At 30.0% G+C, this 18,056-nt stretch carries 18 protein-coding genes; 13 read left to right on the top strand and 5 right to left on the bottom strand.

Annotation, left to right across the window (positions count from 1 at the left end; translation table 11 throughout):
* Window positions 1-2 precede the first annotated feature (2 nt).
* Window positions 3-803 carry a DUF4138 domain-containing protein gene (locus FT986_RS15095; protein WP_027126729.1) on the top strand — a complete coding sequence of 267 codons (801 nt, stop codon included), beginning with the start codon at window positions 3-5 and terminating at the stop codon, window positions 801-803.
* 84 nt (window positions 804-887) lie between these two features.
* On the top strand, window positions 888-1,754 hold the full coding sequence (locus FT986_RS15090) for a cation diffusion facilitator family transporter (protein WP_025743359.1): 867 nt from the start codon (window positions 888-890) through the stop codon (window positions 1,752-1,754).
* Window positions 1,755-1,807: 53 nt separating this feature from the next.
* On the opposite strand, the gene FT986_RS15085 is transcribed toward FT986_RS15090, so the two are convergent.
* Window positions 1,808-2,329: an ORF6N domain-containing protein gene (locus FT986_RS15085; RefSeq protein WP_025743358.1), complete on the bottom strand. Its 522-nt coding sequence runs from the start codon at window positions 2,327-2,329 to the stop codon at window positions 1,808-1,810.
* Window positions 2,330-2,350: 21 nt separating this feature from the next.
* Window positions 2,351-3,616 carry a site-specific integrase gene (locus FT986_RS15080; RefSeq protein ID WP_025743357.1) on the bottom strand — a complete coding sequence of 422 codons (1,266 nt, stop codon included), beginning with the start codon at window positions 3,614-3,616 and terminating at the stop codon, window positions 2,351-2,353.
* Between the two features lie 626 nt (window positions 3,617-4,242).
* On the opposite strand from FT986_RS15080, the gene FT986_RS15075 reads away from it, so the two are divergent.
* Both FT986_RS15075 and FT986_RS15065 read left to right on the top strand, forming a co-directional pair.
* Entirely contained in the window at window positions 4,243-5,421 is a 1,179-nt protein-coding gene (locus FT986_RS15075) for a site-specific integrase (RefSeq protein ID WP_147865765.1), read from the top strand.
* 892 nt (window positions 5,422-6,313) lie between these two features.
* Window positions 6,314-6,751: a hypothetical protein gene (locus tag FT986_RS15065; RefSeq protein WP_147865764.1), complete on the top strand. Its 438-nt coding sequence runs from the start codon at window positions 6,314-6,316 to the stop codon at window positions 6,749-6,751.
* 754 nt (window positions 6,752-7,505) lie between these two features.
* Here FT986_RS15065 and FT986_RS16035 read toward each other — a convergent pair.
* Window positions 7,506-7,649: a hypothetical protein gene (locus FT986_RS16035; protein WP_187248653.1), complete on the bottom strand. Its 144-nt coding sequence runs from the start codon at window positions 7,647-7,649 to the stop codon at window positions 7,506-7,508.
* 227 nt (window positions 7,650-7,876) lie between these two features.
* Here FT986_RS16035 and FT986_RS15060 point away from each other — a divergent pair, with 227 nt between their 5' ends.
* Complete coding sequence (locus tag FT986_RS15060) at window positions 7,877-8,530, top strand: hypothetical protein (RefSeq protein WP_147865763.1); 654 nt, start codon at window positions 7,877-7,879, stop codon at window positions 8,528-8,530.
* Window positions 8,531-8,535: 5 nt separating this feature from the next.
* Window positions 8,536-10,584 carry a hypothetical protein gene (locus tag FT986_RS15055; RefSeq protein WP_147865762.1) on the top strand — a complete coding sequence of 683 codons (2,049 nt, stop codon included), beginning with the start codon at window positions 8,536-8,538 and terminating at the stop codon, window positions 10,582-10,584.
* 1 nt (window position 10,585) lies between these two features.
* Here FT986_RS15055 and FT986_RS15050 read toward each other — a convergent pair whose 3' ends face one another.
* Window positions 10,586-10,813: a hypothetical protein gene (locus FT986_RS15050; RefSeq protein ID WP_147865761.1), complete on the bottom strand. Its 228-nt coding sequence runs from the start codon at window positions 10,811-10,813 to the stop codon at window positions 10,586-10,588.
* 676 nt (window positions 10,814-11,489) lie between these two features.
* Between FT986_RS15050 and FT986_RS15045 the strand changes: the two genes are divergently transcribed.
* Entirely contained in the window at window positions 11,490-12,032 is a 543-nt protein-coding gene (locus FT986_RS15045; protein WP_147865760.1) for a hypothetical protein, read from the top strand.
* Window positions 12,033-12,302: 270 nt separating this feature from the next.
* The gene (locus FT986_RS15040; protein WP_147865759.1) at window positions 12,303-12,755 is read left to right on the top strand and encodes a hypothetical protein; all 453 of its coding nucleotides are present in this window, start codon (window positions 12,303-12,305) and stop codon (window positions 12,753-12,755) included.
* A 615-nt stretch (window positions 12,756-13,370) separates the two neighbouring features.
* On the opposite strand, the gene FT986_RS15035 is transcribed toward FT986_RS15040, so the two are convergent.
* The gene (locus tag FT986_RS15035; RefSeq protein WP_147865758.1) at window positions 13,371-13,574 is read right to left on the bottom strand and encodes a hypothetical protein; all 204 of its coding nucleotides are present in this window, start codon (window positions 13,572-13,574) and stop codon (window positions 13,371-13,373) included.
* 574 nt (window positions 13,575-14,148) lie between these two features.
* Here FT986_RS15035 and FT986_RS15025 point away from each other — a divergent pair.
* The 5 genes from FT986_RS15025 to FT986_RS16245 all read left to right on the top strand — a co-directional run bounded on the left by FT986_RS15025 (window position 14,149) and on the right by FT986_RS16245 (window position 18,001).
* Entirely contained in the window at window positions 14,149-14,679 is a 531-nt protein-coding gene (locus FT986_RS15025; protein WP_147865756.1) for a helix-turn-helix domain-containing protein, read from the top strand.
* Between the two features lie 108 nt (window positions 14,680-14,787).
* On the top strand, window positions 14,788-15,744 hold the full coding sequence (locus tag FT986_RS15020; RefSeq protein WP_147865755.1) for a hypothetical protein: 957 nt from the start codon (window positions 14,788-14,790) through the stop codon (window positions 15,742-15,744).
* 199 nt (window positions 15,745-15,943) lie between these two features.
* The gene (locus tag FT986_RS15015) at window positions 15,944-16,267 is read left to right on the top strand and encodes a hypothetical protein (RefSeq protein WP_147865754.1); all 324 of its coding nucleotides are present in this window, start codon (window positions 15,944-15,946) and stop codon (window positions 16,265-16,267) included.
* Between the two features lie 965 nt (window positions 16,268-17,232).
* Entirely contained in the window at window positions 17,233-17,523 is a 291-nt protein-coding gene (locus tag FT986_RS16250) for a hypothetical protein (protein WP_255505999.1), read from the top strand.
* A complete protein-coding gene (locus FT986_RS16245; protein ID WP_255505998.1) occupies window positions 17,495-18,001 on the top strand; it encodes a ParB/RepB/Spo0J family partition protein in 507 nt (168 codons plus the stop codon). The genes FT986_RS16250 and FT986_RS16245 overlap by 29 nt, the downstream gene beginning before the upstream one ends.
* Window positions 18,002-18,056 lie beyond the last annotated feature (55 nt).

Below are 18,056 nucleotides of genomic sequence, written 5' to 3'. Positions count from 1 at the left end.
TTATGAAAACATATATCACATTACTGTTATTGATTTGTTCAATGTCAATTTCAGCACAGCAACCCCTTGACACTATTTACGCCAACGACCAGAAAAACGTTGCCCTGTTTTTTCCAAACCCTATTCGACAAGGAATTACAGGAGCTTCCAATTTTGTATTCACCTATAATCGTGAGAAAGAGCAGTATTTCGGTTTGTTACAGGCGAAGCCTGGAACAGAAAGCAACCTATTGACCGTTACAAGTGATGGTCGCGTTTATTCTTATATTTTGAAATATTCTGAAAAACTTCCAGAACTGAATTATTTTATCAATGAAAATGAAAGCATTGGCAGTGAACTTCCGGAAAAGATTAAGCAGAAGCCAGAAGTTAAACCGTTGAACGAATATGCAAATAGAATAACACATTTTCAAAAATTCAGCGAGTATTTATTAAAATCCAACTTTGAGCGTATTGAAACCAAACGCAAAAAAGGAATTAAAGTCCAATTACAAAAAATAGCGTATGATGCTTCTGAAGTGTATTTGGTTATAGAGGTCAAGAACAGGTCTGGAATCGATTTTGAAATTGACTACATTAAAGTTTATAGAACCAACGGAAACAAAAAGCGTAAAGCCTCTTACCAAAGATTACAACAAGAAGTTATTTACAAACACAAAATGCCATATTCCATTACTGATGGAGAAAGTCAATGCTTTGTGTATGTAGTTCCAAAGTTTGTTTTAGGCGACAACGAAAAGTTAATGCTGGAGCTGAAGGAGCTAAAAGGGAGCAGAAAAATGATTTTGGAAACCAAAATTTAAGAGGTGTTTATCACCTCTTTTTTTTGTGATTAAAAAAGTATCTTTGTTATAAATATAACAAATTTATTGACAACTAAAATTAGAATGAATAACGAACAAACCGCAATACGAACAACTTATTTCAGCATAATTGGGAATACTGCTTTAGCCTTAATTAAAGGACTTGCGGGATTTTTTGGAAATTCTTATGCTTTAATTGCAGATGCGATTGAATCGACAACGGATATTTTTGCTTCATTTTTAGTTTTATTAGGTTTTAAATATGCAAAACGACCAGCGGACGAAAATCATCCCTATGGACACGGCAAAATTGAGCCATTAATTACCTTTGGAGTTGTTACATTCCTTGTTGTTTCTGCCACAATAATCGCCTATGAAAGTATTCAAAACATTCAAACACCTCATAAAATCCCGAAATCTTGGACTTTGATTGTGCTAGGTCTAATAATAGCTTGGAAAGAAATCTCATTTCAAATTGTAATTAAAAAAAGTAAACAAACAAATAGTTCATCATTAAAAGCAGATGCTTGGCATCATAGAAGTGATGCCATAACTTCGGTAATGGCCTTTATCGGTATTTCGATAGCAATCATATATGGAAAAGGTTATGAAACAGCAGATGATTGGGCTGCCTTATTCGCTTCTGGATTCATTTTATATAATAGTTATTTAATATTACGTCCAGCTTTAGGAGAAGTTATGGACGAACAACTTTATGACGAACTGATAATTGAAATTAGAGAAAAATCAACAGAAGTTCAAGGTGTTTTAGGAACAGAGAAATGTTTTATTAGAAAATCCGGAATGAAATTCCACGTGGATTTACACGCAATTGTGAATAATGAAATTTCGGTAAAATCTGGTCACGACATTGCTCATAAGTTAAAAGACCATTTACAAAAAGAAATACCGAATTTAGGACACATACTAATTCATATTGAACCGAATTAATAAAAGCAATATATTCATAAAAATTGTCTATTCTGATAAGCAAAGAAAAGTTACTAATCTTTCCTATCCGTTTTAAAACCAATTCGTTCCCTGTTATGCTGTTCAATCTGTACCTTGTCCTTTTGCAGTAAATAATTCAAAGCCTGATGAATGTCCTTAAATTTGATATTCATTTCTTTTTCAAGTTGGGCTATATGTTCTTTAAGGTTGCTATAATCTGTAAGATGCTGCCGTAACGCTACAAATGCACGCATAATAGATATATTTACGTCAATGGCCTTGTCGCTGTTAAGTACGCTAGAAAGCATTGCCACGCCCTGTTCGGTAAAGGCAAACGGAGTGGCAGGACTAAATTTAATGTTCTCTGGAAGGTTGTCACAATTTGTGATAACCTCTTTCCACTCATCTTTTGAAAGCTGAAACATAAAATCATCGGGGAAACGTTTAAGATTACGTCTAACCGCTTGTTTTAGTACTCTAGTTTCTACTTCATAGAGTTCAGCAAGGTCAAAATCAAGAATAACTTTGTTTCCTTGAATATTATGGATTTTATTTTTTATTATAGATAGTTCCATTGTATTTTTAATTAACTGGAATTATGAATTTTGAGAAACCACTTTAGAGATAGATTCATTTTCTATCTCATTGAATTGAGCCCTTAATTTTTGCATATCATCACTTACTTTACGTTCAATGACTTTAGCATAAATTTGGGTTGTAGATATTCGGGAGTGACCCAACAATTTTGAAACCGTCTCAATGGGCATACCATTACTTAATGTAACCGTTGTAGCAAATGTATGTCGGGCAATGTGGAAAGTAAGGTTCTTTTTAATACCACAAACATCAGCAATTTCCTTTAAATAAGAATTTAGTTTTTGATTTGAGATTTTAGGAAATATACTTCCTTGTGATATTGATTTACGGTTGCTCTTGTATTTTTCAACAATTTGCATCGCCTTTGGCAACAAAGGTATTCGTATGGGCTTTGTCGTCTTTTCCCGTTTGTAATAAATCCAAAGTTCGCCATCGATGCCAATACAGATATTATCCGCAGTTAAATGGATGACATCGATATAACTTAAACTGGTATAGCAACTAAAAACAAACAAATCCTTTACCAATTCCAATCTTGGAATGCTAAATTGTTTATTTTCTATCTCTTGAAGCTCTTCGAGACTTAAAAAGCCTCTTTCGTTTTTAATGAATTTAGATTTGAAATTGATAAATGGGTCGCGTTGAATCCAACCCAATTTAAACGATAAATTTATCATCTTTCTAAAACGCTCGATATGCTTCATTACGGTATTGTTGCCCATTGGCTTTTGATGGTCTTCTGGTATGTAGTCCCGGAGATATTTCTCAAACTTTATGATAAAGTGATAATCAAGTTCCCGTAAATAAAGGTCTGTGGTCTTATAGGATTTCGATAAAAATTTGGAGATATAACTCTGTGTAGTGTAATAATTTTTTTGTGTTCCCCACTTTAATTTGTTTACCATATCTTCATTATGGTAATTGATAATATCTGTAATGGAACGATTATTTTCGTCATTACCGAAATATCGAGCCTTAACGACCTGTGCGGTAATCAATTTATGCTCATTCATTAAATCGCGATAACATTTAAACAGATGATTGTAAGTTTCATCTAAATAACTGTTTAGAATTCTTGATTTCTGATTTGTTCCCCGAGCTCTGTTTTTATGGACATCCCAATCAGACACTAAAACTTTTCGTTTTAGACTGATGGTAGCTCGCTTGCCATTTACCGTAATTCTTGCGTAAATAGATGCTTGGTCATTTTTTGCCCTGGAGAAGTCCGCCCAGAACAAAATACTGAAGGTGGTAGATGTTTTCATTATTTCGTCTTTTAGTTAACAATAATTCGTTGTTATCAGACGAAAGTCAAATCACTTATAAAGATACATTTATTTATTGATTAGCAGACCGTTGGTCATAAATCTGGTCAACACTTTTTGAAATTTTAATTTGTTATCCGATTTGTTGACATTTTTAATCAAAACATATCAATTCTTATGATATTCTTAAAAACAGAAAAACCTGAAAATCATACGATTAACAGGTTTTTGTTATAGATTGATACTATAATTTGTCGGGGTGGCAGGATGATGAAAACCATCTCGTCAGCCTATATTTTATAGGGTTTTAAGGTCTAGAGTAATTCTGAACTCACGATTAACTCGAATATATTTTAGAACTTATTGTATTAATTTATAACTTAAGTAAGAATCAATATACTAAAATATAAAGGATTAGAAACAAAACTTTTTAAAATTTTAAAATATTCTGTTATATAAGATTGCTTAAACTCATAACCCGAAGGTCACTGGTTCGAGTCCAGTTCCCGCTACTAGATTTAATAAAACCCCTGCAGTAGCAGGGGTTTTGCGGTTTTTATACCGTTTGTCTGGGTAAAATATGGGTAATAACAATTTTTTAATCGGTGTAATCGGTTAAAAAAAAAATGTCCACAAATCAAAATTCACATTCCGCAACTCACAAAGAAATTTTTTTAGATTTTGAACCTGCCGAAATAGGCGGTTTAAACGGTAATGATTGGCGTATTTATTTTCGTGTAAAAGTTCCTGGAGAACAGAAAATGAAACTCTTTAGGAGACGAGTAAAAAAATATTCCAATAAAACAGTAAGGATGCGTTACGCAAAGCGCATGTGTTCGGAAATAAATAAAAAATTAGAAAAAGGGTGGTCTCCGCTCTTTGACGGCTACGCAGATAATGAATTTTTTAAGCTCGTAGATGTTTTGGAGAAGTTTTTAGGTCAAGCTGAAAGAAAATTAAATGATAACCTTCTAAGAAAAGATACTTACAGATCTTACACTTCCTACGCAAAAAATATAGAGGGCTACCTTAAAGAAAGAGGTAAAGAAGATTTATTTACCATTCAATTTGACCGTACTTTTATTATAGAGTTTTTAGATCATATTTATTATGATAAAAAAAGAACCGCTAGGACTAGCAACAATTATCTTTCTTTTTATAGTCAACTTTGCGTTTTTATGGTAGATAGAAAATATTTACCAAGCAACCCAACTTTAAAAATTTCTAAACGAAAAGTGGGGAAAAAGAAGCGTGAAATATTACCTACCTATTTAAGAAACGATATTTTTAAATATCAATCGAGAATATCTAAAGAGTATTTAACGCTTTGTTTGTTAGTTTATTTTTGTTTTATCCGTAGAACGGAACTAACCAAGCTGCAAGTAAAGAATATAGATTTAAAAAAGAGTACGGTATTTATTCCTGCGGAAATTTCTAAAAACAATAAAGACGGAATTGTTACGATACCTAAAAAACTAAAAATTCTTTTAGCAAAACATATTGACACTTCTTTTGTAGATGATTTTTTGTTTTCTAATGAAAATTTTAAGACAGGGAAAAATAAATTAGAACCTAAAAAAGTTTCAGACGAATGGGCTAAAATGCGTAACGCTCTAAATTTTGAAAGCAAGTATCAATTTTACTCCCTAAAAGATACCGGAATAACCGAATTATTTTACTTAGATGTGCCGCTTATAAAAATTAGAGATCAAGCTAGGCATCACGATATAAAAATTACCGAAACCTACGCTCCAAGAAATTATAAAGCAGATGAATTTTTAAGAGATTTAGATTTTAATTTTTAGAAAAAATAAAATGAGTTGGGTTTGAAAATCGAAATTTTGTCATTTTTTGTCATTTTAGCGATTTTTGGCACTTAAAAAGCCGAAATTCAACAGGTTGAAAAATGACAAAAATTATTTAGCGGTTTTGTCATTTTTTAGCAAAAAGGCATTTAACTGTCTATATGTGATCATTTTAACCCAATGACAAAACGTGTTTTTTGTTTTTGTCATTTGCCCTATTATTTTTGTCATTTTTTGTCATTTTTTGTCATTTTAGGTTATTTTACATTGTTTGCGTATAAAATAGGGTTAAAATCGCCTACGGACATTTTTACTGGAGCTATGTAAATTTCCCAATTTTTGCGTGTAATATAAAAAGGTTCTACCTCTGTAACTTTAAAATTTCCGTCTGGGGTAATGACGTATAAGTAGCATTTTTCATTGAGAAATTTAAAAAGAAATGGGATAGTTTGGTAGGTGTAAATTTTGTTTGAGCGTTACGCAATAATACGCTCACTTTATAAGTATACTAACGATTAGGTTAACTTAATTTCTTGTTACGGACATTATTGTGGTAAGTAGATAAAAAAATACTCTTTATAATTTGAGAAAAAAGTTATTTTTATCTATTAACTAGCTAAAATAGATTAATTATGGAATATTACGTAGTTAATGATAATGCACAACCAACTGGAGAACATGAAGTGCATAAAAAAACTTGTATATACTTTAACAAAATAAAAAGTTATTCAGAATTAGTTTACTTCTTTAGTTGTAATACTGCAATCGTAGAAGCTAAAAAAAATATAACAATGTTGATGGTTGTATAGAATGCATTCCAGCTTGTCATAATAGGTAACCAAATTTAAAAAAAATGTTTATTTTTTTAACTCAATTTTAAAATCATATAATTATGAAAATTAGATTTTTACTCATTACTATTTTTTTCTTAAGCATATCTCTATCTGGTTTTGCTCAAAAAGTTAAATTTAAGAAAGGAAACGTTTTAATAGACAATGTTAAAGTTTTTGAGTTTGAGAGGAGAAACATGGCACATCAAGCATCTTTTTATAACCCGGAAACAAAAGATGAAGTTATTTTTTGGAATTACAACCTTAGCGGAACTAATGAATACCGAGGTGACGATTTTATAGAGTTATTTTTTCCCGAACAAGACATTAAGATAGAAACCACAAAATTTTTAGGTCGTACTTCTAAATGGATAATTAAAGAGTTGATTAACCAAAAAGTTATTAATAGGGATGGTGTGATAGACGAAAAAAAGCTAGAAACCTTCAAAAGTAAGTATGGCGAAAACGTAACGGAAAGAACTGTAAGACATAAATTTTAAATACGCCTAAAATAAAATTTAAAAACCGTAACACTTGAGCGTTACGGTTTTTTGGATTTTGAGCATCTGCTTGTGCTTTTTATAGATCTCGTAGGGTTTTGCTACAAACCTACTTTGTTGGTTGATACGAAATATACGATTAGAATTATCTATTTTTTCTAGAACAAGGTATTGGCCAACCCAAAGCTTAAAAGGCAATCTTACTAGTTGCTTATCTTGAAGAGTAGATATAAAACACTGATAAGTTTGCTAATGAGACTGTTCTTTTATTATTGTGTTAAGGGGATTATAATAATAAATAGTTATCAAATGGCAAGGTGGACTTTATATAAAAACATCAAAAAGTTTATAAAAGTAATTTGAATAAATTATATTTGCAATTATAAAAAACCCACCTGCTTATACAGATGGGTCTTTATTTTACCTGTTTGTTTCTCTAATCAAAAGGTAAAACATGAAAATTAGGATATAGTAAGTTTCCATTGTTAATTTCTTATTGGAAACGTTATCAACTAAAACCGGAACTGCAATTCCGGTTTTGTTATTTCAATATAGATAGTTCCATTACTATATAGAGCAAATTTAAACTATATAGAGACTAAACTGAATGATTAATTGGTTATATAAATTCACAGGTTTTCAACATTTAGACTGTTAATAACTGTACTTAATTGTTTATTAATACAAGTAGATAAAAAAACCGTAACACATGAATGTTACGGTTTTTAGATTTTAAGCTTGGACTTGAATTTCTTTATAGATCTCGTAGAGTTTTATTACAAACTTGCTTTGTTGGTTGATGTTGCATTAACTCAAAAGACTCATTTAAGGTTTTTAAAAGTTCTCTTTTCTGTTGCTCAAAAATCTGAGTTTCTAAGATTTTATCTGTCTGTCGCATAACTAGATATTTAAATCGGGCGGTGGTGCGACAAACAGTCATCTAAAGATGATGTAAGTTGAAGCCGTTACCAGTACTTCCCACCGCCTTATTAATAAAATGTTTTTTCTGATTTAAAGTTTCAGATAACTATTTGTCGCATTTCAAATAAACATTTGTATATCATTGGTGCAATTTTTTAAGAAAGTTTTATAGGGAAGGGTTATATTTAGGGGAAATTTATCAAGATGGACGTAAATGAAATCAACTTCAATACTACTTTTTATCATGAATTAGGACACTCTATCGCATATAGATTACAAGAAGATGGAATTGAAGTAAATCATATTTATTTAAAAGAAGAATTAATTGATTATGAAGCTTTTTATATTGGGGTTACAAAACCTAAAGAACCCAAAGGTTATCTTTACACAGAAGAGATACAAAAGCCAAAATATTATTTAATAAATCTTTTATATGGTTGTATAATACAACAAGTGTATTTATATAAAAATAATAAATATGCAAAATTTGAAGATTGTTTTTGTGAGTTGATTAATTTAAAACCAAGTGGAGTAGATGATTATAATAAGTTTAAAAATTTTTTGATTGATGAGAAAAGGATTAATGAAATTATAAATTATGTAGATGATATATATATCCCATTATTAATCGAGAATATAAATTATTTCACTGATATTTTTAAAATTAAACCTATTAATATGGTTAAAAATCCGAATAGTTTTGATTGGAAAACATTTATTTATATTGATATAAGCAAATTGAATAATATTACCAATCACTTTCTCATACAGCACAGAGTATTTTATGAAATATTGCTGTCTAAAATTGAAATGGTTTTACAACAAAAAAAGACTATATTTCGAAAAAATAAAATTTAAATTTTATGATTTTACCTGTAAGTAATTTTGTTGAGACAATTGATTTAACTAAGGATGATGCGTTTTTACCAATGCTAGAATGTGTAGTTAATTCTATAATTAGCTTACAGAAATCTTCTTTAGATAAAAAAGACAAGAAAATTCAAATTAAAATTAAAAGAGGTTCCTATCCTATCCAATCTGAATTTAATAACATAAGGACTATCGATTCATTTATTATAACTGACAATGGTAATGGATTTAATGAAAGTAATTTTAAGTCTTTTGAGACGCCGTTCTCAAAGATCAATAAAGATTATGGTTGCAAAGGTATTGGTAGATTTACCGTATTGGCAGCATACAAAAATTTACATATTAAAAGTAATTATAAAACTGAAGATGGTGAATGGTCATCGAGGGATTTTAAATTTACCGTAGAAAATGAAATTGGAGCGCACGATGTGCAAAAGTCTAAATTAAATGTATATAAAACTTCAGTTGAACTAAACCATTGTAAAATAGATTATTTAAGGGAAGAAACTGCAATTTCGGCATATGAGGTAGCTGAAAAAATAATGCAACATTGTTTAATCTATTATTTGAGTGATACACTACCTAGAATTGAAGTATTCGATGAGGATAATGATGATGTTGAAGTTATAAATGATTTATTTAATAGAGTTTCAAAGGAGAAAGAAAGAACTTTTTCAGTTAAAGGTGAAGAATTTAAAATTTTTATAACTAAAACTTTAAAAGAAGGAAATAGAAGAAATAATTACGTTTATTATTGTGCTAATTCAAGAGTTGTAGGTAACCCTAAAAATATTAAGAACTTTAATAGTCTATTTAACTACCCTGTTTCTAATAATGGGAAATTATATTATTTAGATGTTTATATGGTTTCTGAATATCTCAACAATAAAGTATTTACTTCTCGAAATGGTTTCAATATTACAAAAGAAAATGAAAATTTACTTTTCAACAACTCCAATACTATTAGTTTTCAAGATATAGAAAATGAACTAACAAAGGTTTTGGAAGATGAATATAAAGAATTTGTAAAAGATTCTAGAGATAAAAGTAAAAAAGAAATTCAAAATTATATTATTACAAAAGCACCGAGATACAGAAGTCTTTTAAAGAATGAAAATTTGATCAATTCTATCCCACCAAATCTATCTGAGGATAAATTGGAGGAACATTTGTACAAAGTATCCTATACTGCAAGAAAGAAAGTTGAAAAACATATAGAAAAATTTATATCTGAAAAACAAATTAGTGAAGAAGCTATTGAACAAATTAAAGATGACATAAAGGAAAAAACTGCATATGATATAGATAGTCTTGCAGATTATATGACTAGAAGAAGAGCTATAATACAGTTATTTGAAAAATTTCTTGATGCTGACGAAAGTGGCAATTATAAATTAGAGGAAGATATTCATAATATTATATTTCCTATGGGTTTAACTAATAATCAAATATCTTATGAGAATCATAATTTATGGTTATTAGATGAAAGGTTCATTAATTATAAATTTATTGCTTCGGATAAATCTATTACTTCAATTTCACAAAAAAATAGTAGAAAAGAACCAGATCTTCTTTTAACAGAGACTTTTGATATAGATGATGACCCAAATATGTTTAACAATCCTATAAGTTTTGGTAATCGAAATTCTGGAGAAGTCAATTCAATGGTTATTTTTGAATTTAAAAGACCTGGAGAAGTAGCTCATCAGAAAAATAAAGGGGATTATTTTTGGGAGTACTCAGACTTAATAGAACCTTATTTCGATCAATTTCTTTATCGCCCAGATAAGAAAAACTACAAAGGAAACCAAGTAGTTATTACTAAAAATACACCTAAGTTTGGTTATATTATTCTTGACGTAATCCCTAAACAACTTGAAGAATATAATAAAGGTAAAGGCTGGAAAAAAACACCGTTTGGCACTTATTTTAAGATTCAACCAGAGTTAAATCTACATATTGAAGTAATGACATTTAGAAAACTCTTAGATATCGCTCAAGCAAGACATAATACATTTTTCAATAAATTATTTCATATCTAATTCAAACTCGTAACCACAAATCTTCCTGTATTTTCTTCCGCGTAAGCGTTATTAGTTTCCCATCTATAGGTAGCATTATACGCTCGTAAATATTGTATTTTAAATGGCTTGCCTGTATATGGTTATAGCGGTTTTTATCAGTATAAATATAGTTTTGTTTGTAATCGTCAAACTTTTCGGTTAAGAGTACAATATTTACATCAAATTGAGATTTGGAGCCGCCACGCATTTTTCCATCACTCGTTAACTGGAAGATGATAATAAACAGTTTGCCATCTTATTTTTTACGTAGGTCTTTATCTACTTGTACGGTTTTGTGAAGCTCTCGTAGCTTTTCAAAACTATCTATCCTAATTACATCGTTGGCCATAATAAGATTATGTAGATCCTTACATGGTGCTTATTTCTGGAGTTTCTAATTGGGTATATTCTTGTAAAAGATATATTCAGGCACTTTAATTAAAAACAAACTACTTGCAGGGTGTTCTTGCGTACTGGCAATACCTACTTTGTAATTGTTGGCAAAGGCATCTACCAACTGAAAGCAAAAACGTGTTTTCCCTGCACCTTGCGGTGCGGTTACACTAATACCAATACTTTGTTTTGTCTTAATTTCTACTTAACCTAAAAACTTGGCTACCTCTGGGTTATCTATTTTATAATATTCAAAATTTTGGTTTTGGCTTTTTTGCAATCGTGCCGCCAAACTGTTAGGGTTTTACATTAGAATCTTGAATGCATCGTCTAATTACGTCTTTAAGGGTAATGGTTATATATATTATATCTATAGCGTAACGCTAATTAACATTTATTTATGAATTATTAATGATGTCTAGTAATATATATTGTAAAAACATATATTTGAATTATTAATACTTATTATACACATATAAAAAATAATTTAAATGAAAAAAAGTACAGTTTTAATTGCAATTTTAGCTTTAATCCTTCAAGGATGTGGTCCGCTTCAAGTAAATTTGATGAACCCTAATCCTAATTTGGATTTAATAGAATCAAAACAAAAAATTATCTTATTAATTGATGATGGTATTTCGAATGAATTTGAAATTCCTGAAAAGAATGGTGTAAGGCCAATAAATGTAACTGAGTGGCATTCTTCGTTAAAAAAAGGATTTGAAAACGGATTTAAAGACTATTACACAATTGTTGAAAATAAAGAAAATGCTGATTTAATACTTGAATTAACCAGGGCAGATCTTGAATTCGTTCCAGCAGCTATTAGCGGATCCTATGGTGTTGTTGCGATAAATTCCCAAATAGATTTTAAGGCTATATTGAAAAACAACAATAATGAAGTTTTAAATAGTGATGCGGGAACTTCTGTATCAAAGAACGCTACAAATCAGCCTTCTCAAGTGACTTCAGTTGTTGAAAGTTCTGTTGAATCAATGTACGAAATTCTGTCAAAAGAAATATTTGAAAATTAGTAATACCAGTGTATAACTTATAATATACGTAAGCAGGGTATGAGAATAATTAAAAAATTATGAATTTAACGAAAGTTAGAGCAGATTTTTAAGATGAAACTTGATAATCCCGGCCTACGCATATTGCCATCCGTTGGCTACAATATGAATGAATTAAAAAAAACCACTGTAGAATTTCCTAAACATTCAAAATCCTATGGCTTCAAATTTCATTGGATAGAAAATTTTCACCTACCTAACTAGGAAAATAACCCTATAAATTTAAACAATATGTTTAAAAAATCTTTAATTGTTTTTAGTGTTTTAGTAATGATTTCAAATTTAAGTCTAGCACAAAAGATTGATTTAGGAGAGTTTGAAATGGAAATAATCGAAGCTTTTAGCAAAAATTCAGTTGGAACAGCTTTTACTTTACCAAAGAAAAAATACGTTGGACTTGAAGTTTTATTAATTCCAAAATCTAAGAAAAATAGTGGTTTGGATTTAGATGACATGAAATTAAAATCTGAAACTGATAAATACTTTCTTATTCATAAAAAAGGCCTTACAGTTCATTTGCTAGAAGGTGTTATAATAAAACTTCGTAGGCCAAAGAAAATAATGATTTTTGCAGAAGTAGAAAAAGATTTAACTAATGCTACTTTACACTATAAGGATAAGGCAGTTGTAAGAATTGAAGTAAATAATAGTGGTAAAATTGGGTCCTATAAAATTTTAGAATAAAAAGGCTCTTATAGCAATGCATCTATGAAGTAACTTAGTCTTGTTTAAAACGATAATTTTGAAATGTTAATCACTTAACAACTTGCAGATTTAATTTTACAACGTAGATAAACTATATATTTACCAATAAAGCGTCACGCAAATAGCGTGACGCTTTATATTATAGAAGTTAGTTTTTTTAATGTTCTAAATTTTTTATATATCTCTAAAGGCTTAGCAATTAATAAGTTTTGCATATTAAAGAGGTTAACCTTATCACTACTGGCGGGACTGTATAAAATTCTGATCTCTTCCTCTAGGTAAGAGCTAAAAAAATCATTTTTGCTTGTGGATAGTCGCTAGGTTCTGCAAAATTAAAAAACTCATCTAAGGTTTTTAAAATTTTTACTTACGTATAAATCACTTCTGGTGATCCCATAATTGTTGTTGTCATTTACAGTAATCATAATCGAAAACGGTAAATATCAAGTTTACCCTTAGGATTGACAACACGTTTTTAGAACGGATTATCAGCCTTTTGGTATTGATGCGCTTAAGTAAATTTTTTATTAAAAATAGTTGTTTTAAAGTACTTAGCCAAAATCGCTAGCGTAAATTAACGTAACGCTAGGAGCGTTATTTTTCTAGTCGACTTTTTATATTTAAACGATCTACCCACGTATTGTCTTCCACGAAAGTGTTATTATAACCCGGTGGCACGTTTACACTGGCCACAAACTCGCACCATTCACTATTGCTTAAAATACGGTCTCTAGGGTTTTGTATTATTTCTTTATAAATTCTTCTACACTTTTCTAAAGAAATATACCCCTGGTACATAGCGTTTATTTCACTTTTTGAAACAGAATAAGGTAAATTTTTAAGTTCTTTTTTTTTGCATCACTACATTTTATTAAGTTAGATCGAGCGTATTGTAGTGTGAGCATTCATAATTTATCTTAAGCTAAAGCGTAAACGTTTGCGTAACGCTAAGACAAAATGCTTGCGCTTGTTTTTAAGCAACAAATAATCGAGTTCTATTTGGTGAGTTTTTTCTATTAGTATCGTTTTGCTTTTAGAGCCAGCTTTAAAAACGTGATCGTCTAAATGTATCGTGCTTAGGTAATAACCTTGCTTGTTGCGCTCGTATCTGCTTACGTGGTATTTAGAATTAAATCTTAGATTCTCTAAAAATTCTGCCACTTTAATTTGAGTGTAAATCCATTCTATAGCATAGTAAATTACAATTTATGATTATTAGCTTAATTTTAACTAGTATCGAATTTTTAATTTTATATATATTATGAGCAATAATGATTCTGATAAAAAGCCAACAAGACCTCAGATTCCAAATTTGAGAGTAGAAAAGAATAGTAAAACTATTAAGCCAAAAAATAATGGCAAAAATTAGTTGATGCAGATCAAGAGGCTAAGGAAGAAATTAAATTTAACGCAAGTTGAATTTGGTAAGATTATTAATAAATCTCACGCCACAATACGCAAATATGAAAGCGGAGAAATTGAAGTGCCAAGTAATATTGATGAACTTTTAAAATTAAAATATCCAGAACATTTTGAAAAGAAGAAATCAAGTGTTAAAATTTTAGAAAAACTTTCTATACCTACTAAAGATATAGCGTTACGATTAGGTTTAGGATTAAGAACTTGTCAGAATTATATAAATGGTAGCCAGAAAATACCGACACCAATAGAGAAATTAATTGATTATGAGTTTGGAAAAATAGTTATTCAAAATAATCTACTTCATGATGAAAAAGAAAATTACGTATTAGGTAAAACTTTAGAAGTTGAGCGTTTAGAACAGCGTAACGCAGAGCTGCAAAAAATAAACGGTTTACAAGCTAGAAATATTGAGCTTCTCGAAGAACAAATACAATTATATAAAGACCGGTTAAAAAATTATGAAGGGAAAAGTACCGCTTAAGAGTTGTTTGGAGGGGTTATTAGTTGCTTAGGAAATAATTTATATATTTACACGGTAAAATTTAAGTATTAATCACCCCTCTTTTAGCTAAAACAATATTAAAAATATATGACATTAGAGCAAATTATCAATAATATTCCTGTAATTAATGAAGATCAAAATTATTGGTTTATACGTACTGATGGTGGTGATAATTATGATGTTTTTCGAGATAATAATTTTGTTGCTATTGGATGGGATTATTTAGACAATAGACATTTACCTGTAATGTTTCAGGAAAATCAAGCTTTAAGACAGCGTATTGTTGAAAAGGAAAATGCAATTTATAAAGCCGAAGATAACCCTAGGAGGTTAAATGATGGAGGAGCTGGGGACAAAGCGACAATAACAAAAATCATTAATACGGTCAAAAGGTTTTCAGATTTAAGAAAAAATGATATTGTAGTAATACCAAGTTCAGATACAAAAAATTTATCTTTCGGTTATATTCAAGATGAAAGTGTTTATATAGATGCTAACGATGATAGGTGCGAAAGAGTTAAGCGACGAAGAGTAAAATGGGTTGCTCATAAATCAATGTCAGAACTAGATGATGCTTTTTTAGATATAAAAACTCGTCATGGTACTATTACAAACTTAGAAAATTTATCTATTCAAATAAATCGTGTTGTAAATAAAACATTTATTAAAGGCGAAAAAATACATCACGTATTAAATGTTGAAATGAATGGGGACATACCAACTAAGCATTTAAATGAATTAAATAGAACTCATGATGAATTAGTTGAATTTATAATTAATGAATTTAATTTTGATATTGAAGGCGACACCAATTCTTATTTAGCCGTAAATGTTCAATCACCCGGTTTCTTAGATTTATATAGAAATAAACAGTACCTTAAGGCAATAGCTCTGGTAGTTTTACTGTCATCTTGTACAAATGAAGAGCATAAAAATAAAATTGATGAAAGTGATTTAATAATGCCTAGCGAACAGAGCTTTCAAATTCTTCAACAAAAGGTAGATAGTTTTAATAAATCTAAAGATTTATTAAATGTTAGATAGCTTTAAACGATAATTATTAATGTTTTTTGATCCAAATAGCGCATTTAGTTCCATATCGTCGGACAATATTTTTAAATATTTGACTACGATTGGCTTTGCTATGATTATGGTTAGCCTATTTTATCCACTCCAAGTAAAATATGATTTAAAGCAAGAGCAAATTGAGTTCAAAAAAGAGTACAGTATTCTTAATAAATACATGGATTCATTAAATTTAAAAATTTCTGAAAGTTTTAAATATGATTCTATTTTAAAAAATGAACCTGACTTAACTCCTGAATCGATTACAACTTATGAAGATAAACTAGATTTAATTACAAAACAACTTAATGGAATTGAGAAGGACCCGAGTACTGAAATGATTAAATTGAAATATCTAAAAAATAAACTAAGGGTTAAAAATTCTGAGCTTAAAGAATATGAGAACTACTCTTCTTGGCTTACTTGGGTCGGAATATTTTCTATGATTATTGGTGTAATTGGGTGGTTATATATGATATTCTTCTGGAAACCAAGAGAGTAAATGCTCATTTTAAAATTTTTTTTAAAAATTTATAACAGGGCTAAATCCCTGTTTTTTTTAATGCTAAACTTAACTTTTGTAATTTTGTAACATTTTTGTAAGAGATTAAAGACTTGTTTTTAAGTTCCTTACATCTCTAATTACAGAATTATAAATTTTTCTAAGAAATAGCATTAAAATATTTTAATAAATAAATATATAAATGGGATTTTGGGTGTTTTTCGCCTATACGAGCGTAACGCTTAGTTTCCCAACAAACCGAAAATTTACGTGCTTTGTTATATAATTACATTTTTTCGATAATTACTATAAATGGGGGTTTGGGGATTTGGGGAAATCTCGCTTTATTAATTTTTAAGGGATAATGATTAGGAAAATCCTACGGGTTTAGATTTTTCATTATTGCTACCGCAATAAAAGAATTTGGAAGTATTTGTTTACTCCATGCGGTCGTAACTCGCTTAAAATGGATAAAAACTAAGTTTTGTCGCGTGTCGTGTTTGTGTCAAAACAGTGTGTAAGTAATATTATTAACCGTTGAAAATGAAAAGATTAACTTTAGATAAAACAGCAAATAACCTTAATTTAAATCCAGTTCCCGCTACTAGGAAAGACAAGGGTTTCAAGAAATTGAGACCCTTTTTTATTTCAATGTAGTACAGAATTACTTCTTTTTCAAAATATAATTACGGTTGATGTAAAATGAGCTAATTTGACTATAATCCTAATTAATTATCTGTTAGAATAATAATATTTATCTATCCACAATCTACTATTTTCGTTAGTGGGGTTTATTATCATACAATATAACCGCAAATTAAACTCGTAAAATACTTCCATCAAAAGACTACGGCATAAAGCCATCGCTCTTTCCCTTACTTATTTATTCCGTTTCCTTTTGAGCCAAGATTTTATCTTCCGTTTGGTTCCTGCTCAAATATTGTTTAATCTAAAAATTGAGTATTATGACAACAAAAGCAAGTACCACAAGAAAGAGCGGAAAGAAGAATGCATCCGCTAAAAAAGAAGTCAAAGAAAAATTGAGACAGCAAGCCATAGAGCTTAAAATTCAGAATCTACCTATTGGGAAGATTATTCCTGATTCGATGCAACCAAGGAAGACCTTTGATGATAGCCATTTAAAACAACTGTCCGAAAGTATTGAAAAATACGGTGTATTACATGCCAATAACTGTATGCAAATCTGGAAAAGAGTTCATCATCGTAATGCGCGAATGTCGTTATCGAGCAAGTAAGTTAGCTAACAAGAAGACAATTCCGTGCATCGTTAGGGAATACAAAAATAATGATATTCTGGAAGTACAAATCATCGAAAATCTACAAAGACAGGATGTTGAGCCTACCGAAGAAGCAGAGGCTATTGCATACCTAAGCGAAAAGTATGCACCTACTGATATTGCAAAGCGCTTGGGCAGAACGGGCAACTTCATAAGACAACGTTTAAAGTTGGCTGGATTAATTGAAGGTTTTAAAGAGTTTGTCCGCAATGGCGAAATGACCATTTCGTTAGGTATAGGTGTAGCGTTATTCGAACCAGAGGAACAACAGATGATGTTGGAAACAATGGGCGAGAATTTCAATGCCCATCAGATAAATAGAATGATTAAAGACCAGACCTATGATTTAGAGAAAGCACCTTTTGATGTAGCTGATAGAAAATTGGTTGCAAAATCTGGGGCTTGCATTGAATGTCCATTTAATGCGGCAAATTAAGGCAATCTGTTTGGGGATAGTAAAATAGTCTGTACAAAATCAGCTTGTTACGAGA

It is taken from the genome of Mesonia sp. K4-1 (genome assembly GCF_008017825.1).
Classification (GTDB): Bacteria; Bacteroidota; Bacteroidia; order Flavobacteriales; family Flavobacteriaceae; genus Mesonia.
The sequence above is the reverse complement of the archived record's forward strand: the minus strand, read 5'-3'. Positions and strand labels throughout refer to the sequence as shown.